Here is an 18,500-nt window from a genome sequence, read left to right on the forward strand (position 1 = left end):
GAGCAACGCCACCTGATAAAAATGCACCAGCCCAGGGCTTTCTTGGCAAATCTCACCGCGCCGATGCACCATCGAGCGAACTCGGCAGTCGAACCTCCTCGGCCTCGCACCGGACGATTTCCTCCGAGAGCACGCGAAGCAGAGCATCCAGGGCCGGGGGAATCCATCGTCCTTCACGGGCATACACGCCGAGCTCCGAGAAAATCGGATTGGGCCCGGCCAGGGGAACGTGCACCATGGAGCCTTCCATCATCTCCTTCTCGATACCGATCCGGGTCTGGAAAGCAAGGCCGACACCCCTGACAGCCATTGTTCTGGCAAGCTCGATCGAGGCGCTTTCCAGCACCACCGTCAGTGGCCGCTTGTGATTGATGAGTAAGGAGCGCATCTGGGGGTACATCGATAACGACTGGCCGGGCAGGATCAATGGGTAGCCCGAGCAGTCGGAAAACGTCACGCTCTTGCGCGTCGCAAGTGGATGTGCGGTCGGCATGATGACGCCAAGTTTGAACTTGCCAACCGCATACTGGCGCAGCAGCTCGGATCGCTGGACGTTGTAACCAAGAGCCAGGTCGGCATCGCCATCAACCACCGCCTGTGCGACTTGGCTCGACCCTCCGGTCACGACCGATATCTTGACCATGGGATGCAGGGTCGCCATTTTTTCCAGGACATTCGGAAGTACGTCGGCATTCACGCCCTCGACGGCTGCAATCTTCACCTCGCCCCTGCGAATTCCGCGCAGTGCGTCCAGTTCGCTGAGGAGCCGGTTCTGGTCCTGGAGAACCGTCGTCACATGGCGCGCAAACAATTCGCCCACGGCGGTCAACCGGACTCCGCCGACCAGCCGGTCGAAAAGCGGCGAACCGATCTCTTGCTCGAGCTGAAGTAGCTGGCGGTTGACCGCGGACGCCGAGACATGAAGGTGTCGAGCGGCCTCCCTGATGGATTTGCACCGGCGGATCATGTCGAAGTATTTGAGGGTTCTTGCGTGGATGTGCATGGCATTGGGCTCGGGAGCGTAGGCGCGACCGTGCGCGCGATTCACCGGCTCCGCGATATTCGTGCCCGATGCGAAATGCGCAACGGGATGGAACGAATTTGCTGCTATCGCGGGCGATGCGTTGTTCCTAGCATCCGCGGCTCAACGACCTTGAATGCCTCATGCGCCACACTTCCAACCCGCTCACCCCCAAGCCCTGCGCCTTCATCCCATCGCGCGCATCCGCCGCCCTCGCCCTGTGTGCGGCATCGCTGCTTCATGCGAACTCCTCAAGCGCCCAGTCGTCAGTTACGTTCAACGGGCTTGTCGACATCAGTATCGGAAGCACCCGAGCGGCCGGATCGAAGCACGCTACAAGCAATGTTTCAAGCGGCAGCCTGACGACCAGCTGGTATGGCCTCAAGGGCGCAGAAGACCTTGGCGGCGGTTGGGCGGCCATCTTCCAGCTCGAGACCTTTTTTCGGGCCGACGACGGAGAACAAGGGCGATACGCAGGCGACGCCTTCTGGAGCCGCAGCAGCTTTGTCGGCATCTCGAACCCGAAATGGGGTCGATTGACCTTCGGCCGAAGCGCGACCTCGCTGTTTTCCAACTCCGTCCTGTTCAATGCAGTAGAAGGATCGTTCGGCTACTCACCGACCATTCGGCACTACTACAGAAGCGGCACGGTGACCGGCGACAGCGTGTGGAACGATTCGATCGCTTACACCAGCCCGAGCATGTCCGGGTTCATCGTTAGCGCTTCTGCGTCGCTCCCCGAAGGCAACGGCGGGCGAAAGGTCGGCGCCGGCGTCACGTACATGCGTTCGGGCTTCGGCCTTGGGGCCGCGTGGCAGAAAGCCAGGAATAGCGCCACGAGCGCGGACACAGAGACCTCGCAGCTGAGTACGTCATACGATTTTGGCGTCGCGAAACTCTTCGCTCAGACAGGGCGAGTCAACAATCAATCGACACGGAACCGATTCGACATCCATGGTGTGGGCCTTTCCGTACCACTCGGGCCGGGGCGGGCCTTTGCCCAGTACGGTGTTCTCCTCGACGCAGCCGCGGCCGACCGTCGTACCGTGACCCTGGGCTACAGCCATTTCCTGTCGAAACGGACTGACGTCTACTGGGCCGCCATGAGCGAACGTGTCGACGGCCTTTCCTCGGGCCGCTCCTTCGCGCTGGGATTGCGGCATCGGTTCTGAGCGGGGCCCGTATCGCTGGCTCATTCAAAGAGGGATACCGAGAAAGGGGAAGCGCCGACCTTGTAATCAACGACTTTGCGGCGATACAGCTATATCCGAACTTGAAGACTTCGAAGCTGCCGGGATGCAATCCCGGTCGGCCCGATGGTTTGGAGCGTTGATGCGAGTGCAAGCCGACACCTGCCGGCACATCGAGCACGGCGTCGAGCCGAGGCTTCGAAATGAAAGGCTGCTGGCAATCTTTCCCGAGATACCTTCTTGCATCTCTTGCTGTTCTGCTTGCGCCAGACGCACGGGCTTGCAGCCCGAGCAGAAGCATCGGCGTCATGTTCGAGCGGAACTCGGCGACCGTGCCAGCCAAGGAGGTTCTCAAGCTCGCCAATTGGACGGTCATGCTCCGATTGCAGTATCCGAATCGCGAGTCGCTTCTTCTTTCGACGCAAGCGGCATTCGGCGAGCACGACGCGAGCAATCCAGGGGTGAAACGCGCCAGGAACGTCGCAAGAGTCCTCAGGGAAGACTTGCAATTTGAGGTGCGCCAAGTCGACTTGCCCACCAAAGGGTATGTCGCCGCCATCCCGGCCCCAGAGGGAAGCGACTTGGTGAAGCGCGTCGATATCGATTTCCTTCCGGCCTGCCCGCACGAATGCCCGTGCCAAAAGGGCGACCCTCTCTACCAGCCTCCGGCTCCACGATGACACGGATAAATTCGAGCACCCCTCGAATCTGGCAACGCATCGGCTATCTGGTTGCCTTTCTGCTGGGCATGTATCTGCTTGGAGCCGGCGCGCTGTGGGTGACCTTCTGGGTCATGCTGATGATCCACGGCGCTTAGCGGCCGCAGTTGCCGGCGCAGCACTGAGGAACGACTTCGAAGAGCCCTTGCACATCCAAGCCTCGCCGCGCAGCCTGCGCGGGGACGATCAGCCGGCCAGACCGGCTGCCCGAATGAACAACGGACTCTTCGCCGCCGGCTATCTCACGCGAGGCCCGGCTTGCCCCCTTGCAGCGCTTCGCGTACCGCGCCGGCCGCGAGGTTGATGGCGTCGATGCGCGCCGTCAGCGCGTCGTTGAGCACACCGAGCAAGGCGCTCAGTTCGGTGCGGCTGGGGGTGAGCTCCTCGCTGTCGTTCAGGGCGCTGGTGTCGACGAGCTTTCTGAGCGCGGCGTAGGCGCGCATCACGTCGTTGAGGTTTTCGGCGTCGTCGCAGGCTTGCAGGGCGAGATCGTCGAGGTTGAGGGGTGTAGATCGAGCGCTTGACTGCGCTGACGCGGATGCAGATTCAGCCATGTATGGCCTCCCAGAACTTCGGTTTTGCAACAACCGCCGCAACCGCTTCCAAACGATGGCGGCAGCTCGAACGGGTTGGAAGACCGGGAAGCTCTGACGAGAACCGGCAAGGCTCGCGCCTTCCCGTTCGAGCCGCCAAAACTGGAGGCGCAAACAGAAAAGCCGCAGACCATGTGCGGTGGCTGCGGCTTTCGTCGCAGAACTTCGACGGGCTTCCAAACCCGGTCGCGCTTTTTTTGCGTGACGGGCCGCAGTATATCGACTGCGGTATTTTTAGGGATGCACGAGAAGCGCTTCAATGGCGCTTACTGTGGCGCGCCCATTGCCCAAGTGTGTGGACCCGATGGCCTGAGGTGCTGTAGCAGGTCGTAGTAGGCAACCTCGACAGTCCAAGAGCCAAGGGCATAGGGACCAACCTGGTAAGGCGGGAAAAGAAAGGTAAACCCGTCAGCACGCGCGGCGAACGCGGCGAAATGCTCTGGCTCGTTAGGAGAGCATCCATCCGCAATCCACTTGCGAGCTTCTTCGTCTGGGGTCGCGCCTGTACGACGCCAAAACTCACGTTCAAGCTGTTGCCTGCAAATGGAACTGATCTCGTCTAAAGCCTTGAGGTAGGTGTCGAAGAAATCGTACAACCTCAACAAACGAAGGCTGTCGTTTTGGATTAAGTAGTTAAACGTCTCGAAATGATGATTGGGATGTGCCGCCCGAGCACCGTACCAGCTCACATTGCACGTTAAGCTGAAGAATCCCTCATTGCTATTCACTACGTTGAACGACTCCCATCGACCATCGCTGTTTACAGAAAACCCGTCATCCCCATCAGTGTCAGCCGGAAATAGCGAGGGATCCTGGTCCCACGTTGCTGTTCGCACAGTCGCAGCAATAGAGGCTGCTCGTCCAGCAAAGATCGCGGAAAGTTGCGAGGCAGAGTTAGGCGACTTTTCACAGACAACCCGTGGAAACGCTATATCAATGTCGTAGCCAGGAGTCCCCTTGGCTCGCTCCTTAAGCGAGTCCGTGAAAATGCGGAAAGGCCCATGCTCATCGCCGACTGTTAGGCTAATCTTGCGCTGCTCCGCAGCAATCGCGATCGACTTTTCGATAACCTCCCATGCCCCAGGAGTTGAGAGATCAACATACTGCAGGATTGATGCGATCTGATGAGGCACCTCGCATTTCTCTAACATGAGCGGCATCACGTAGATGTCGTCCGGCTTGTAGAGCCGTAGATTCTGCACAGCCTCGTTCGCCTCGCGTTGAACGAATCCACGTTTGTCTACGCTTCGTGGACTCATGAAAAGCACGATGACGTGAGCTTCTCGGAATGCTTTCTCGATAGCGCCCTCCCATCGTTGTCCTGGGAGCAACTTCTCAATGTCCATCCACGGGTCGAGGCCCATGGCTTTGAAGCGCCCGAAGTAAGGACGTACAAGCTCCCTATCCTCAGATGCGTAGCTCATGAATATCTTCAGCATCTCTCATGTCCCTCTAAAGAGTGATAGTTTTCAGACGAGCGAATAAGTCTACGGTGCATTTTCTTGATCGTCGCAGATGCACTCGCCCCTCTTTCTGTGCGAAATTGAGAGCAGAGCCCGTGCTTATATTTGCGTCCGAAGCAACTATCTTCTGCCACACCCCCCATTTATCCGCAAGGGTAGTCGCAAGACACTCCTTCCTATCCAAGAAGGAGTGCCCTCATGCCCATCGCCCTACTGGCGCTGACCCTCAGCGCCTTCGCCATCGGAACGACCGAGTTCGTCATCGTTGGCCTCATCCCCACAGTCGCAGCCGACCTCCACATCGGCCTCCCCTCCGCCGGCCTGCTGGTCAGCCTCTATGCACTGGGCGTTGCCATCGGCGCGCCGGTGCTCACCGCGCTCACGGGCAAGCTGCCGCGCAAGGCGCTGCTGCTCGGGCTGATGGCGCTGTTCACGCTCGGCAATCTGCTGGCGTGGAAGGCGCCGAGTTATGAATCGCTGATTGCCGCCCGCGTGCTCACGGGGCTGGCGCACGGGGTGTTCTTCTCCATCGGCTCGACGATCGCCACCGGCCTGGTGCCGAAGGAAAAGGCGGCGAGCGCCATCGCGATCATGTTCACGGGCCTCACGGTGGCGCTGGTCACGGGCGTGCCGCTCGGCACGTTCATCGGACAGCACTTCGGCTGGCGCGAGACTTTCCTGGCTGTTTCTGCGCTGGGTGTGATCGCGTTCATCGGCAGCTGGGTCTTCGTGCCCGGCAACATCCGCCACACGCCGCCGGCCTCACTGGCGCAGCAGGCCAAGGTGCTGGCCGAGCCGCGCCTGCTGCTGGTGTATGCGAAGACGGCCATCGGCTATGGCGGCTCGTTCATTCCGTTCACGTTTCTCGCGCCGATCCTCACGGAGGTGTCGGGCTTCAGCGCCGGTGCCGTGGGCTGGGTGATGCTGGTTTACGGCGTGTCGGTGGCGGTGGGCAACATCTGGGGCGGCAAGCTGGCCGATCGCAAGGGCCCGATTCCGGCGCTGAAGATCATCTTCGCGCTGCTGGCCGCGGTGCTGCTGCTCTTCAACTTCGCGGCACCGCACAAGTGGCTGGCCCTGCTGGCGGTGCTGATGTGGGGTGCGGTGGCTTTCGGCAACGTGCCGGGGCTTCAGGTGTACGTGGTGAAGCAGGCCGAGCGCTTCACGCCGCAGGCGGTGGACGTGGCCTCGGGCCTGAACATCGCGGCCTTCAACCTGGGCATTGCCGGCGCGGCCTGGGCCGGCGGTCTGATCGTGACGCACCTGGGGCTGATGCACACGCCGTGGATCGGTGCGCTGGTGGTGCTGGTGTCGCTGGCCCTCACGCAATGGAGCGGAACCCTCGACCGCCGTGCCGGCATTCCGGTGCGGGCCTCGGGGCCGGTGCCTGCCGGCCACTGAGTTCTGCTCTTCCTCTTTCTTTCTCTTCTCATCTCTCTCTTCTTCTCTTTCCAACGCACAAGGACGACACCATGAACACGAACCCCATTCCCGCCTTCGGCCTCGGCACCTTCCGCCTGAAGGGCCAGGTGGTCATCGACTCGGTGAAGAACGGCCTCGACGTGGGCTACCGCGCCATCGACACGGCGCAGATCTATGGCAACGAGGCCGAGGTGGGCCAGGCCATCGCTGAAAGCGGCGTCGCCCGCGAAAGCCTCTTCATCACCACCAAGATCTGGACCGACAACTACGCTAAGGACAAGCTGGTGCCCAGCCTGAAGGAAAGCCTCGCGAAGCTGCGCACTGACCATGTGGACCTGACACTGATCCACTGGCCATCGCCCGGCAACGCGGTGCCGGTGGCCGAGTTCATGGGCGCACTGGCCGAGGCCAAGGCTCAAGGGCTCACCAGGCACATCGGCGTGTCGAACTTCAACATCGCCCTGATGAAGGAAGCCATCGCGGCCGTGGGCGCGCAGAACATCGTCACCAACCAGATCGAACTGCACCCCTACCTGCAGAACCGCAAGGTGGCCGAATTCGCGAAGAGCGCGGGCATCCACATCACGTCGTACATGACGCTGGCCTACGGCAAGGTCATCAACGATCCGATGATCGAGGCGATTGCCAAGGCCCACGGCGCGACCACCGCGCAGGTGGTGCTGGCCTGGGCGATGCAGCTGGGCTACGCAGTGATTCCGTCGTCCACCAAGCGCGCGAACCTCGAGGGCAACCTGAAGGCGCTGCAATTGACGCTGACGGACGCCGAGATGGCGCAGATCGCGGCGCTCGACCGCAATGAGCGGCTGACGGACCCGGCCGGTCTTTCGCCGGCCTGGGACTGAGATCCCTGAGCAGTGCTCTTCAGCCCGCGTTGCCCACGGGCCTGAAGCCCCAGGCCTGCGCGCGGAACCCGCTGAAGCTGATGGGGCCGGCCACGGCGCCGGCCTCCGACTTGTTGTCCGTGAGTCCGATGACGAGCGGCGCATTCGAATTGCTCGCCCCGGACTTGCACTGGATGTACCAATAGCCGGGCTCCTCGGTGGACAGCAGGCTCCAGAGCTGCCTGTCGGCATCGGCCAGGCCGGGAGGCATCATCACGAGGGGCGTGGGCACGATCGTGGAATCGGGCTTCAGCGTGACGACGAACCCGGTGCCCATCTGCGTCTGCAGATACCACCAGCCCGGTGCATCGGGCGCGGGAATGAACAGCCATTGCTGGTTGCCGGCCTGCGGAAGCTTGAGCTTGTACCCGATGACCCCTGCACCCTTGACGGGGCTGTTGCCGTTCACGTCCAGCACGTAATGGCCGTCTGGCAGGTACTGGATGTTGTAGGGTCCGAGGTCCAGATTCTCGATGGGAATCGCGGGTGTGGATGCGGGCGCCGGCGCTGCGGCACCTTGTGCGGTGATCGACATCGTCGTTTCTCCTTTCCTGGAATGCGTTTTCTTGCTTGCAGGTGGTTGATCGGTGCTCAGCCGAGCGCGTGTTCGACCCAGTACTGCCGCACCAGGCCCTCGGCGTACGTGGTGTCCGCGTTGGCGCCCTTGTCCTGCAGCAGCTGCAGGGCCTGCGGGTAGACCGTGTTCTCCGGCACGAAGAAGGGCAGCGTCGGGTTGATGTTGGTATAGCGGTCGCCCAGCAGCATCTTCGCGAGCATCGGCATGAGCTCGGTCGAGGTGCCGTTCAGGCTCATGTCGAGCACCGGCGACGACTTCACCTGGTTCATGAGGAACGGCGGAGAATTGTTGAAGGGGTTCGCAACGCCGTTCATCCACTGGTCCGCGCCCCAGTCGTGGGTGTCGCTGGCGATCCAGTCGGGCATGTAGCCTGTACCGATGGTGATGGCCGCGATGTCCTCGAGCGCATGGCCCGCCTTCACCGCGAGCGCGATCGCCGCGACTGTCGGATCGTGGTTGAAGAAGCAGCCGTCGACGTTGCCGTCGAACGAGCCCAGCTGCCCCGGCATCGCGCCGCTGGACGTGGCCGCCTTGGCGATCTCCACGTCGCCATGCCCGGGGATCAAGTTGGTGTACATGACCGGCTGCCACGGTATGGCCGTCTGCACCGAGTTCTTCACCTCGAGCCCGCCGACGTTGAAGGTGACGAAGAGCACCTTCCTCGTGACGATGTCCTGGACCTTGGTGTTGCCATGCAACGCGACCTGCGAAGCGTAGACCTCGTCGATGGGGTACGCGGGCCGCTTCGGGTCGGTGTTCATCTTTTCGTAGAACCCGATCTCGCCGTTCTGGCTGGTGAAGAGATCGATGAGGTCCTGCGGCGACTTGCCCGCCAACAGCTCGCTCGTGATGATCGAGCCCGTCGAGCAACCTGCGATGAGGTCGCTGTTGTCGATGATCTGGGGGTACTTCGCGTACAGCTTGTTCAGGACCGATACCGACATCAGCCCTCGTATGCCGCCACCGACGAACGAGAGGATCGTGAACTTTGCGTTTTCCGCCATAGCCAACTCCTTTCAAGAGAAATGACTTCCATGAAATGACTTCCCGGCCAGGGAAGCGGAGTCTGGGCGCCTCGGACGTTTGCCGCTACGAGTGGAATCCCGTTCAATCCAACTCTGTAATTCCGCAAGCCGCGCAAGCATTCGGAATGAAACCTGGAGCGGCTGAAATTGCCGCGAAGGTTCTCTTCTTCAGGCAACGCTCGCGCAGGAAGCATTGAGCGCGTACCTAAGTTCGCGCTCTTCTTCCGAGCTCATTGCGAGCACGAGGGTGCGGAACTCGGCCTTGTAGCAAGGCAGCATCAGTGCTGCTGTGAGTGCGTGTGTGCTGTGGCGGTCGAGTGCGATATGCGCGTTGCATGCCGCAACGTTGCGATGGATTTCGAGCGCATGCGTAACGCGGGCGGCAAGCGGCTTCGTCGCGCTGTCGCCGCTGCTGCTTCTGGTGATGAAAATTGCCAGCTCCTCTTGGCGCGCTTCGAATGGCGCCGCGTGGTGACTCTATTGAGCGGCTGGCAGAGTGGTGAGTAACAACATCGTCGTGAATCCGACGGCCGGTTTGGCGCCGGAGCAGATGGGTGCGATCATCGCGGCGGCCGGGTGCAATGCCCAGCCCATGGCGCGCAGGTGCCATCGCCAACAAACAGACGAGGAGATTCGCGTGGATCAAGTTCTCCGGAGGGTGTTCGTCGTATTTGCGCGTCCGTTGCGCGCCGCGTTGCCGGTCTGCCTGCTTGCGACCTCGGCGCTGCTCGCGGCTTGCGGTGGTGGGGGTGGCGGCGGAGGTGGTGGTGGAGGCGGAGCCGTCCTCCCGATCGTCGTGGCACCGCCGGCCAGCGGCGGCGGCGGCAGTGGTAGCGGTGCCGGTGGCGATACAGGCACGGGCAGCGGCTATCCGCATGCGTCGGAGCCCATCGGCACGGTGCGCCAGATCTACGACGGCGCACTGTCTCCAGACCTGGCCGTCCACACGTACCGCAACATCGACCGGCTCTTTCCCACGCGCACCATCGAGCCTGGCGGCACGCCCTATGCGCTTGCGATGGCTGCCACGCAGTTGACGCAGCTCAACTTCACTGTGGGCACTGCCACCTACAAGCTCGCGGACTTCATGTCGACCAACCGCGTCGCGGGCCTGCTGGTGCTGAAGGACGGCAAGATCGCCAACGAGACGTACCAGTACGGCAACACGCAGAAGACGCGCTGGATGTCGATGTCGGTGGCCAAGTCGATCACGTCGACGCTGATCGGCGCGGCGGTGAAGGACGGCTACATTGCCAGCATCGACGACCCGGTCGTCAAGTACGTTCCCCGGCTGGCCGGCAGCGCCTACGACGGCGCGACGGTGCGCCACGTGATGATGATGGCCTCGGGCGCCAAGTGGAACGAAACCTACACCGATCCAAACTCCGATCGCCGCCAGTTGCTTGAAGCACAGATCAGCCAGAAGCCGGGCTCGGCCATGGACCTGATGAGCAAGCTCCCCCGCGCGGCCACGCCCGGCGCCGTCTACAACTACAGCACCGGCGAAACACAGGTGGCCGGGGAGATCGTCCGCAACGCGGTGAAGAAGCCGCTGGCACAGTACCTTTCAGAAAAGATCTGGTCCAAGTTCGGCATGGAGGCACAGGCCAACTGGTGGCTCGACTCGCCCGACGGCGTGGAGATCGGCGGCAGCGGCATCAGCGCGACGCTGCGCGACTATGGCCGCTTCGGCATGTTCATCATGAACGACGGCGTCGCGGCCGGGCAGCCGGTGCTGCCCGCGGGCTGGGTGACGGAAGCGGGCACTCCCAAGGTGCTGAGCACCGGCACGAAGATCAACTATGGCTACCTCTGGTGGATACCGCCGAGCGGGCAATCAGCCACGGACGGTGCCTTCTACGCGACCGGAATCATGGGCCAGCAGATCTACATCAACCGCAAGGAAAAGGTCGTGATCGTGATCTGGGGCGCGCAGACGGACCCGATGGGCGGTGGCGTGTTTCCCGTGCTGCCATTCTTCGATGCGGTGGTGTCGGCGCTCAAGTAGCCGACGCGTGCGGGCAAGGCGCTCAGGGAGCCTTGCGCGTCGCAGCCCAGTCCGAAAGCACCTCCACCGCCTCCCGATCCATCTTCTGCTCCGCAGGCAGGCTTCTCTGCGCCAGTGTCGCCCCGGCCTCGGCCCGCAACGCCTCCACATCGATCGGATGCCGCGCCGCCACGGTCACGCCGTCGAAGGCCTTGCCCGACTGGGCGAGCGAGGCCGCGTAGTAAAGCTTCGCGATGCCCGCGATGTGCATCGCCGCCACGCACATTGCGCAAGGTTCGCACGAGGTGTAGAGCTCGCAGCCCTGCAGGTTGACGGTGCCCAGCTTGCGGCATGCATCGCGGATCGCCTCGACCTCGCCGTGCGACGTCGGATCGTGATGCGCGACGGAGTGGTTGAAGCCTTCGCCGACGATGGTTCCGTCTTTCACGACGACGGCGCCGAAGGGCTCGGTGCCGGGCTCGCCCAGCGCTTGTGCAGAGAGGGCGATCGCCCGCTGCATGAATTGTTCCTGGTACATGGTGTTCAGACCTTTCTGGTGGCCGCGCCGTCGAGCGCGGCAATGGATGGTGCACCGGCCCGCGCGCCTCGTGTATCGAAAAGACCTGCCGTGGCGTCGGCATAGCGGCGTGGATCGAATCGCAGCATGAGCGGCAGCAGCACCACGACGACCGTCGCGAGGTAGGCCCACGCGAGCGTGAAGCCGCCGGTGTGTTCACGCACCCAGCCGGTGACGAAGGGCGCGAGCGCGGCGATCATGAAGCCGACGCCCTGCATGAAACCCGCGAGGGCTCCGGCCTGTGCGGGGTCAGGCAGGTGGTCGAGCGCAAGCACCATGCACAGCGAGAACGCGCCACCAAGGCCGAAGCCGAGCACGATGGCGATCGCGACTGCGGGAACGGGCGCGTCGAAGGTGAGCGCGCAGAAACCCGCGAGCTGGGCAGCGAGCGTGAGCAATAGCCAGGGCCGCAGGTCGCGCCCGCGGCTGCGCGCGATGGCGGGCATGGCGAGTGCGGAGACCACCTGCGCGGCAGTCATCAGCGCGAGCACCGATCCGCCCTGCTGCGCGGTCCAGCCCTGCTGCGCATAGAAGTGCGGCAGCCATGCGACGAGGCTGGTGTAGCCGCCGTTGATGAGGCCGAAGCATGCGGCCAGCAGCCACGCGCGGCGGCTCGTGAAGCAACGCAGCCACGAGAGGCTGCGAAGGCCTGGCCCCTCGGCGTTGGATGTGAATTCGATGCGCCGCATGTTGAGCCAGTACAGCAGCGCGAAGACGGCGAGCAGCGCCCAGATCGCGAGGCCCGCGTGCCAGTCGGGCTGCGCGCCGCCGAATGCGTGCGCCACCCACGGGCTGGCCATGGCGCCCAGGCCACCGCCGCCCATGATGGCGGCGGAGTAGAGCCCCGTCATCACGCCGATGCGCGCCGGATAGGCCTGCTTCACCACGCCGGGCATCAGCGCCTGCACCAGGCCCACGCCCGCGCCGGCGAGCGCGGCGCTCCACAGCAGCGCCGCCGCGCCGCCGGCCACGTATCGACTGGCGCAGGCGACGGCGATGGCCGCGAGCCCGAGCGCGACGCCGCCTCGCGGGCCGATGCGCTGGCCCACCGCCGCGCCGAAGAGCGAGGTGGCCCCCATCGCGAACATCGGCAGCACTGTCAGCAATGCCACCGCATGGAAGCCGATGCCGGTCGCGATGCGGATGGGTTCGAGCAGCGGGCTGCTCGATGTGAGGAAGGCGCGCAGGTTCAGCGCCACCAGCACGATGACGATCGCGAAGGCGATGCCTCCGTCGCGGCTGTTCCGGCTTGCTTGCGCCGCCTTCACAGGAAGGTCAGGTCGGCCCGCAGCACGCCGTTGCGCGCCGCGACGCAGCCGCCCGCCACCACGAGCTTGCGCACGGGGCGCGAGACGACGGCGTGCGCGACGGTCTGCGCATCGACCAGCACGAGGTCGGCGCGGCAGCCCGCTTCGAGGCCATAGGCCTCGAAGCCGCAGCCGCGTGCGCCGGAGTGCGTGACGGTGTCGAGCGCCACTTCGATCTCGTCGTCGCGGCGCAGGTTGTAGCGCAGGCCGATGATCATGGCGCGCTCGAGCATGTCGGGGCTGCCGTAGGGCGACCAGGTGTCGCGGATGCCGTCATTGCCGCCGAGCACGGTCACGCCGGCTTGCCTGCAGGCCATGAGCGGCGGCACGGTGCGCGAGGGCGGCGCGCTGGTGACGAGCACCACGCCCAGCTTCGCCATGCGGGCGAGCAGTGCCTCTCGCTCGCGCTCGCTCACGTCGCCCAGGCAGAAGCCGTGGCTGATGGCGACCTTGCCCTGCATGCCCAGCGCCTCGGTGCGCTGCAGGATCAGGTCGAGCGAGAAGGCGCCCATGGCGCCGGGCTCGTGCAGGTGGATGTCGACGGGACGTTGGTGCTTGTGTGCAATGCCGAAGAGCACGTCGAGCGACTTCACCGGATCGCCGTCGATGGCGCAGGGGTCGAGGCCGCCGAGCACGTCGGCGCCCATCGCCAGCGACTGGTCGAGCAGCTCGGCCGTGCCGGGCCGGCCCAGCAGGCCCGACTGCGGGAAGGCGACGACCTGGATCTGCTGCAGCGTGCGCAGCGCCTCGCGTGTGCGCAGCGTGCCTTCGAGATGGCGCAGGCCGGCCTGGGTGTCGACGTCGACGTGCGTGCGCAGCCGCGTGGTGCCGAGCGCGAGAAAGGCCTTGGCCAGCACCAGCGACTGGGCGGCGGCGTCATGCCCGCTGGCGTGGCGGAAGGCGCGCTCGTTCTCGATCTTGTCGATGAGGTTCACGCCGACTTCGTTGCGGTACCAGTCCATGCCCCACATCGTCTTGTCGAGGTGCGTGTGGCCTTCGACGAGGCCGGGCAGCAGCAAGGCGCCGTGGCCGTCCTCGACGGCGGCGCCGGCGGGAGCTGCAAGCTCCGGGCCGATCGCGGCGATGCGGTCGTCCTGCACCAGCACGTCGACGGGGGATGCACCCATGGGGCGCACGTTGCGGATCAGGAGCGATGGCATGTGGGGCGTTCCGTTTCTTTATCTTCAGGCGTCAGGCAGGCTGGGCGGCGATGGGGCGGCGGGTCGTGTTCGGGGTGAGCAGCGCCACCAGGACGAACACCAGCGCATTCGTCGCCAGCGCCACCAGGCCGGTGTTGAGCGACTTGAACATCACCGGGGCGGCCGGGAACAGCGTACCCAGGTTCGAACCGGTGGTCATCATGAAGGCCAGCACCGCGCCGCCCGCCAGGATGCCCGCGAAGGCGGCGTGCCTGTTGCCGAAGGGCTTCTTCATGAGGCTGAAGAGCAGCGAAGGCAGCAGCTGCGTGAGCAGGCTGGAGGCGAAGATCGCCACCGACACGATGGTGGTGCCGCCGCGCAGCACGAAGTACACCGCCGTCAGCGCGAAGAGCGGGAGCACCCAGCGGGCGACGCGCGAAACCTGCCTGTCGGTGGCATGGGGCGCGAAGCCTTCCTTGTAGACGTTCTTGCCGATCACGGTGGAGGCCGTGAGCAGGATCATCGAGCCCGGCACCAGCGCGGTGAGCACGCCCGTGCCGCCGATCACGCCGACGAACCACGGGTCGAAGGTGTGCTTCACGAGGCCGAAGAGGGCCAGGTCGACGTCGGAGCCCTTGAGCCCCGGCACCTGCAGGATGGCCGCGAAGCCGACCAGGAACAGGAAGGCGATGACCACCTGGTACAGCGGCATCAGGATGGTGTTACGGCGCACCGCGCTCGCGCTCTTGGCTGCGTACACCGAGGTGAGGTTGAACGGGTAGAGGTAGTAGCCCAGCGCCGTCAGCAGGATGGTCGAGTTGTACCAGGTGAGGTTCAGGCCCTCCTTCGGGAACTCGAAGAAGCCGGGGTTGGCCGCGTGGATGGCGGTGAACATGGGCGCGACGCCGCCGTAGTAGTGCCACGGCAGGTAGATGCCGAGGAACACGGCGAGCGCGAGGATCAGGATGTCCTTCACGATGGCGATGCTGGCCGAGCCATGGATGCCGGAGAACAGGATGTAGCTGACCATCACCAGCGTGCCGATCCAGATCGCCACCTGCGGTGCGATGGAACCGTACGAGGCCTCCGACACGATGATGCCGAGCCCGCGCAGCTGGATGGTGAGCAGCGCGACCATGCCCATGAGCGCCACGATGGACACCAGCACGCCCAGCGCGCGGCTGTCGTACTTGTGGGCGAAGAAGTCCGAGAACGACACCAGCTTGTTCGCCGTGGCGTAGCGCCAGATGGCCGGCAGCATCCAGAAGGCCATGAGGTAGGCGAGCCCGCCGTAGGCCAGGATGTAGAAGGCCGGCGAGCCCTTGCTGTACGACCAGCCGCTCGCGCCCAGGAAGGTGAAGGTCGAGAACGACTCGCCCGCCATCAGCAGGAACACCATGATGGTTCCCAGCCCGCGCCCGCCGAGCGCCCACTGCTCCAGGCTCATGGTGCGGCCGCGCCGTGCGAGCACGGCCAGGCCCAGCGCGCCGACGACGAACAGGGCGATGACTCCGAGCGCGGCGTTCATCGTGCGTCTCCGGTCGAGGAAGGCGCGTCGATGTCGCCCTCTGCGCGGTCGATGACCACCATGATGAGCGAGGTCAGCACCAGCCAGCTGACGTTCCACACCATCAGGAAGGGCATGCCGAGCACGAAAGTGGGCGCGACGGAGGACAGCCATCCCCCGCTGAAGAAGGCGGCGACCGGCAGTGCGGCAAGCCATTTGGCGGATTTCATCGGGGCCTCGATTCCTGTCTCTGGTTGGGATTCTCTGGTATTTTGGTTAACCATACAATTTAATTTGGTTAACCAAACGGAGGCGGATGGTACGGAGCGCCAGCGGTCGAGTCAATCCGGGGGCTTTCCCTGAGGCCGCGGTGCGCAGGCAATAATCCGCCTGCCTATGCCCTCCGCCGCCCGCAAGCCCCCAGCGACAACCCCCTCCCCCGAACCCTCGGAAGCCGACGACGCGAACGTGGACGAACGCGTCTACGCCGCCGTCTCCAAGGCCCTGCTCAGCGGCAAGTTGCGCCCCGGCACGCCGCTGCGCGAACGGGCGCTGGCCGAAGCGCTGGGCTGCACGCGCGGCGCGGTGCGCAAGGTGCTGGCCCGGCTGGGCATGGAAAAGCGGCTGGTGCTGGAGCACAACCGCGGCGCCTTCGTGCCCAACCCCTCCATCGAGGACATGCGCGGCATCTACCGCGCACGCCGCATCGTGGAGGCCGGCCTGGTGACCACGCTCTTCGGCAATCTCTCGCGCGACCAGGTGGCTGCGCTTCGCAAGCACGTGCAGGAGGAGCAGAAGGCCTTCAAGGAAGGCCGGCGCGAGGATGCGATCAAGCTGGCGGGCGACTTCCACCTGCTGCTGGCGCAGATGGCGAACAGCGAGGAACTGCTGTCGTACATCAGGCGGCTGATATCGAACACCGAGCTCTACAAGGCGCTGTACGACTCCGCCGAGGCAGCGAGCTGCGCGCCGCGCGAGCACGAGCAGATCATCGAGGCGCTGGCCACGGGCAAGTCGCTCGACAAGGCATTGGAGGTGGCGCTGGAGCACCTCGACGAGCTGGAGCAGCGCGTGATCGCCGGGGCGGCCGCCGAGCAGGAGGTGGACCTGGCGACGCTGCTGAACGGCGGCAGCGGCCGCAGCGGCAAAGGCAAGCCGCACGCGCACGATCACTGAGGCATCCACGCTTCGCTCGCGGCCGAAGTGTGGCCGCGCCGGTGGGGGAATGATCGGCGCACCATGCACGCATCGACACCCTCTTCCATCGACAAGCCCCGCGCCGGCCTCGCCCTCGAATGGGCCCTGCTCGCGCTGCTCGCCACCTGCTGGGGCGCCTCGTACACCTTCATCAAGATCGGCGTCGCGACCATTCCGCCCGTCACGCTGATCGCCGCGCGTACGCTCATCGCCGGCGCGCTGCTGCTCGCGGTGCTGCGCATGCGCGGCGTGAAGCTGCCGACCGAACCCTCGATATGGCGCCGCTTCATGCTGCAGGCCTGTCTCAACAGCGTGCTGCCCTTCACGCTCATCGCATGGGCGGAGCGCAATGTCGATGCCGGGCTGGCGACCATCCTGAACTCGACCTCGCCGATCTTCATCTTCCTGCTGGGGCTGGGCCTTGGCGGCGCGGATAAGCCCACGCTGCGCCGCCTGTTCGGCGTGGGCGCGGGCCTTGCGGGCATCTGCCTGATCGTGGGCTTCGAGGCACTGAACGGGCTCGGGCATTCGCTGATCGCGCAGCTCGCCCTGGTGGCGGCCGCCGTCTGCTACGGCTGCGCCGCGATGTTCGGCCCCGTGTTCAAGGGGCTGGACCCGATGGTGCCGGCCGCAGGTTCGCTGGTGAGCGGCGCCGCGATGCTGGTACCCGCTAGCCTGGTCGTCGACCGGCCGTGGACGCTCTCGCCGTCTGCCGCGTCGATGTCGGCAGTGCTGGCGCTCGCGGTGCTTTCCACGGCGCTCGCATTCACGATCTACTTCCGGCTCATCAGGACGCTGGGGCCGATGTCCACCGCCGCCCAGGCCTACCTGCGCGTGCCCATCGGCGTGACGATCGGCGTGATGTTCCTCGGCGAAGCGCTGGCGCCCACGGCATGGATCGGACTGGCCTGCGTGGTGACCGGCGTGGTGGCGATGACGATGCCCGAGACGAAACTTTTGCGCCGCTGAGCGCAGTTTTTACGCGGCGTTTAGACGGGCGCCCATACGCTGCCGGCTCCTCCATTCGTCAGCGATTTCTTCGATGAAAAACCTTCTGCGCATCGCACTGCCGATGCTCGTTCTTCCCACCCTCGGCGCGCTGCCGACGCTCGCGAGCGCACAGCTCAGCGGCAATGTGTCGCTCACCACCGACTACAAGTTCCGCGGCCAGGACCAGGACATGCTCGGCAAGAACGACTACGCCAAGACCAGCGCCTTCAAGCCGGCCATCCAGGGCGGCTTCGACTACGCCTTCGGCGACAGCGGCTTCTACCTGGGCAACTGGAATTCGAGCGTCAACTGGCTCAAGGGCAACAGCATCGAAAGCGACATCTACGGCGGCTACAAGTTCAAGGCCGGCCCCTTCGACATGGACGTGGGTGCGCTCACGTACATCTATCCGGGCAACTCCTCGGGCAACACCACGGAGCTCTACGGCAGCGCCGGCTACACCGACGAGACCATCGGATCGTTCACGCTGAAGTACTCGCACACGGTGTCGAAGGATTACTTCGGCTACGCCGGCAACAAGGCGGGCTCGGGCCTCAAGGGCACCAACACCGGTTACCTGAACCTGGCCTACAGCAAGGAGATCCTGCCCAAGCTCACGCTGAAGGCGGCCGTGGGCTACACGAACATGTCGAGCGACATCCGCAGCCTGGGCTACAAGAGCTATGTCGACTACAACTTGGGCGCGAGCTACGACTTGGGCAACGGCCTCTCGCTGGCGGGCTCGGTGCAGGGGGCCAACAAGCAGAGCGCGTATCTGTCAGTGAGCAACCCGGGCACCGACCTGGGCTTCGGTCCGTTGGGCAGGCAGACCTACTCGCCTAACAAGGCGCGGTTCATCCTCACTCTGACGAAGACGCTGTAAG

18 protein-coding genes are annotated in these 18,500 nt (G+C 64.5%); 8 read left to right on the forward strand and 10 right to left on the reverse strand.

The annotated features are described in order from the left end of the window. Positions 1-52: 52 nt before the first annotated feature. Positions 53-1,003, reverse strand: coding sequence for a LysR family transcriptional regulator (locus tag FHY06_RS10085; protein ID WP_132752213.1), 951 nt, complete (start codon positions 1,001-1,003; stop codon positions 53-55). Between the two features lie 161 nt (positions 1,004-1,164). On the opposite strand from FHY06_RS10085, the gene FHY06_RS10090 reads away from it, so the two are divergent. Beyond that, positions 1,165-2,193 carry a porin gene (locus FHY06_RS10090; protein ID WP_184604730.1) on the forward strand — a complete coding sequence of 343 codons (1,029 nt, stop codon included), beginning with the start codon at positions 1,165-1,167 and terminating at the stop codon, positions 2,191-2,193. Positions 2,194-2,519: 326 nt separating this feature from the next. Continuing rightward, entirely contained in the window at positions 2,520-2,891 is a 372-nt protein-coding gene (locus FHY06_RS10095) for a hypothetical protein (RefSeq protein WP_132752211.1), read from the forward strand. Between the two features lie 281 nt (positions 2,892-3,172). Here the strand turns inward: FHY06_RS10095 and FHY06_RS10100 are convergent, their stop codons facing one another. Together FHY06_RS10100 and FHY06_RS10105 are read right to left on the reverse strand one after the other, a co-directional pair. Beyond that, complete coding sequence (locus FHY06_RS10100; RefSeq protein WP_184604732.1) at positions 3,173-3,484, reverse strand: hypothetical protein; 312 nt, start codon at positions 3,482-3,484, stop codon at positions 3,173-3,175. A 305-nt stretch (positions 3,485-3,789) separates the two neighbouring features. Then, positions 3,790-4,962: a TIR domain-containing protein gene (locus FHY06_RS10105; RefSeq protein WP_184604734.1), complete on the reverse strand. Its 1,173-nt coding sequence runs from the start codon at positions 4,960-4,962 to the stop codon at positions 3,790-3,792. Between the two features lie 222 nt (positions 4,963-5,184). Here FHY06_RS10105 and FHY06_RS10110 point away from each other — a divergent pair, with 222 nt between their 5' ends. Both FHY06_RS10110 and dkgB read left to right on the forward strand, forming a co-directional pair. Further along, entirely contained in the window at positions 5,185-6,387 is a 1,203-nt protein-coding gene (locus tag FHY06_RS10110; protein ID WP_126182505.1) for an MFS transporter, read from the forward strand. A 71-nt stretch (positions 6,388-6,458) separates the two neighbouring features. Next, a complete protein-coding gene (gene dkgB / locus FHY06_RS10115) occupies positions 6,459-7,271 on the forward strand; it encodes a 2,5-didehydrogluconate reductase DkgB (protein WP_184604737.1) in 813 nt (270 codons plus the stop codon). Between the two features lie 19 nt (positions 7,272-7,290). On the opposite strand, the gene FHY06_RS10120 is transcribed toward dkgB, so the two are convergent. Further along, complete coding sequence (locus tag FHY06_RS10120; protein ID WP_184604739.1) at positions 7,291-7,845, reverse strand: ricin-type beta-trefoil lectin domain protein; 555 nt, start codon at positions 7,843-7,845, stop codon at positions 7,291-7,293. 56 nt (positions 7,846-7,901) lie between these two features. Next, positions 7,902-8,891 carry a patatin-like phospholipase family protein gene (locus FHY06_RS10125; protein WP_184604742.1) on the reverse strand — a complete coding sequence of 330 codons (990 nt, stop codon included), beginning with the start codon at positions 8,889-8,891 and terminating at the stop codon, positions 7,902-7,904. 658 nt (positions 8,892-9,549) lie between these two features. Here FHY06_RS10125 and FHY06_RS10130 point away from each other — a divergent pair. Next, a complete protein-coding gene (locus tag FHY06_RS10130) occupies positions 9,550-10,920 on the forward strand; it encodes a serine hydrolase domain-containing protein (protein ID WP_311733676.1) in 1,371 nt (456 codons plus the stop codon). 22 nt (positions 10,921-10,942) lie between these two features. Here the strand turns inward: FHY06_RS10130 and FHY06_RS10135 are convergent, their stop codons facing one another. Genes FHY06_RS10135 through FHY06_RS10155 form a run of 5 tightly spaced genes read right to left on the reverse strand, consistent with a single transcriptional unit; the run spans position 10,943 to position 15,659 of the window. Beyond that, complete coding sequence (locus FHY06_RS10135; RefSeq protein WP_184604745.1) at positions 10,943-11,437, reverse strand: nucleoside deaminase; 495 nt, start codon at positions 11,435-11,437, stop codon at positions 10,943-10,945. Between the two features lie 5 nt (positions 11,438-11,442). Next, a complete protein-coding gene (locus FHY06_RS10140) occupies positions 11,443-12,744 on the reverse strand; it encodes a cyanate transporter (RefSeq protein WP_184604747.1) in 1,302 nt (433 codons plus the stop codon). Next, positions 12,741-13,943, reverse strand: a complete 1,203-nt coding sequence (locus FHY06_RS10145; protein WP_184604749.1) for an amidohydrolase family protein — start codon at positions 13,941-13,943, stop codon at positions 12,741-12,743. The genes FHY06_RS10140 and FHY06_RS10145 overlap by 4 nt, the downstream gene beginning before the upstream one ends. A gap of 31 nt (positions 13,944-13,974) precedes the next feature. Then, positions 13,975-15,450, reverse strand: a complete 1,476-nt coding sequence (locus FHY06_RS10150) for a sodium:solute symporter family protein (protein ID WP_184604751.1) — start codon at positions 15,448-15,450, stop codon at positions 13,975-13,977. Next, a complete protein-coding gene (locus tag FHY06_RS10155; RefSeq protein WP_019658356.1) occupies positions 15,447-15,659 on the reverse strand; it encodes a DUF3311 domain-containing protein in 213 nt (70 codons plus the stop codon). Before FHY06_RS10155 ends, FHY06_RS10150 begins: the two co-directional genes overlap by 4 nt. 166 nt (positions 15,660-15,825) lie before the next feature. Here FHY06_RS10155 and FHY06_RS10160 point away from each other — a divergent pair, with 166 nt between their 5' ends. The 3 genes from FHY06_RS10160 to FHY06_RS10170 all read left to right on the forward strand — a co-directional run bounded on the left by FHY06_RS10160 (position 15,826) and on the right by FHY06_RS10170 (position 18,499). Next, positions 15,826-16,605 carry a GntR family transcriptional regulator gene (locus FHY06_RS10160; protein WP_132752200.1) on the forward strand — a complete coding sequence of 260 codons (780 nt, stop codon included), beginning with the start codon at positions 15,826-15,828 and terminating at the stop codon, positions 16,603-16,605. A gap of 63 nt (positions 16,606-16,668) precedes the next feature. After that, entirely contained in the window at positions 16,669-17,595 is a 927-nt protein-coding gene (locus FHY06_RS10165) for a DMT family transporter (RefSeq protein WP_184604754.1), read from the forward strand. Positions 17,596-17,668: 73 nt separating this feature from the next. Next, positions 17,669-18,499 carry a TorF family putative porin gene (locus FHY06_RS10170; protein ID WP_184604756.1) on the forward strand — a complete coding sequence of 277 codons (831 nt, stop codon included), beginning with the start codon at positions 17,669-17,671 and terminating at the stop codon, positions 18,497-18,499. The last annotated feature ends 1 nt before the right edge of the window (position 18,500 follow it).

The sequence above is a fragment of the Variovorax atrisoli genome, from assembly GCF_014195185.1.
GTDB classification, from domain to species: domain Bacteria; phylum Pseudomonadota; class Gammaproteobacteria; order Burkholderiales; family Burkholderiaceae_C; genus Variovorax; species Variovorax atrisoli.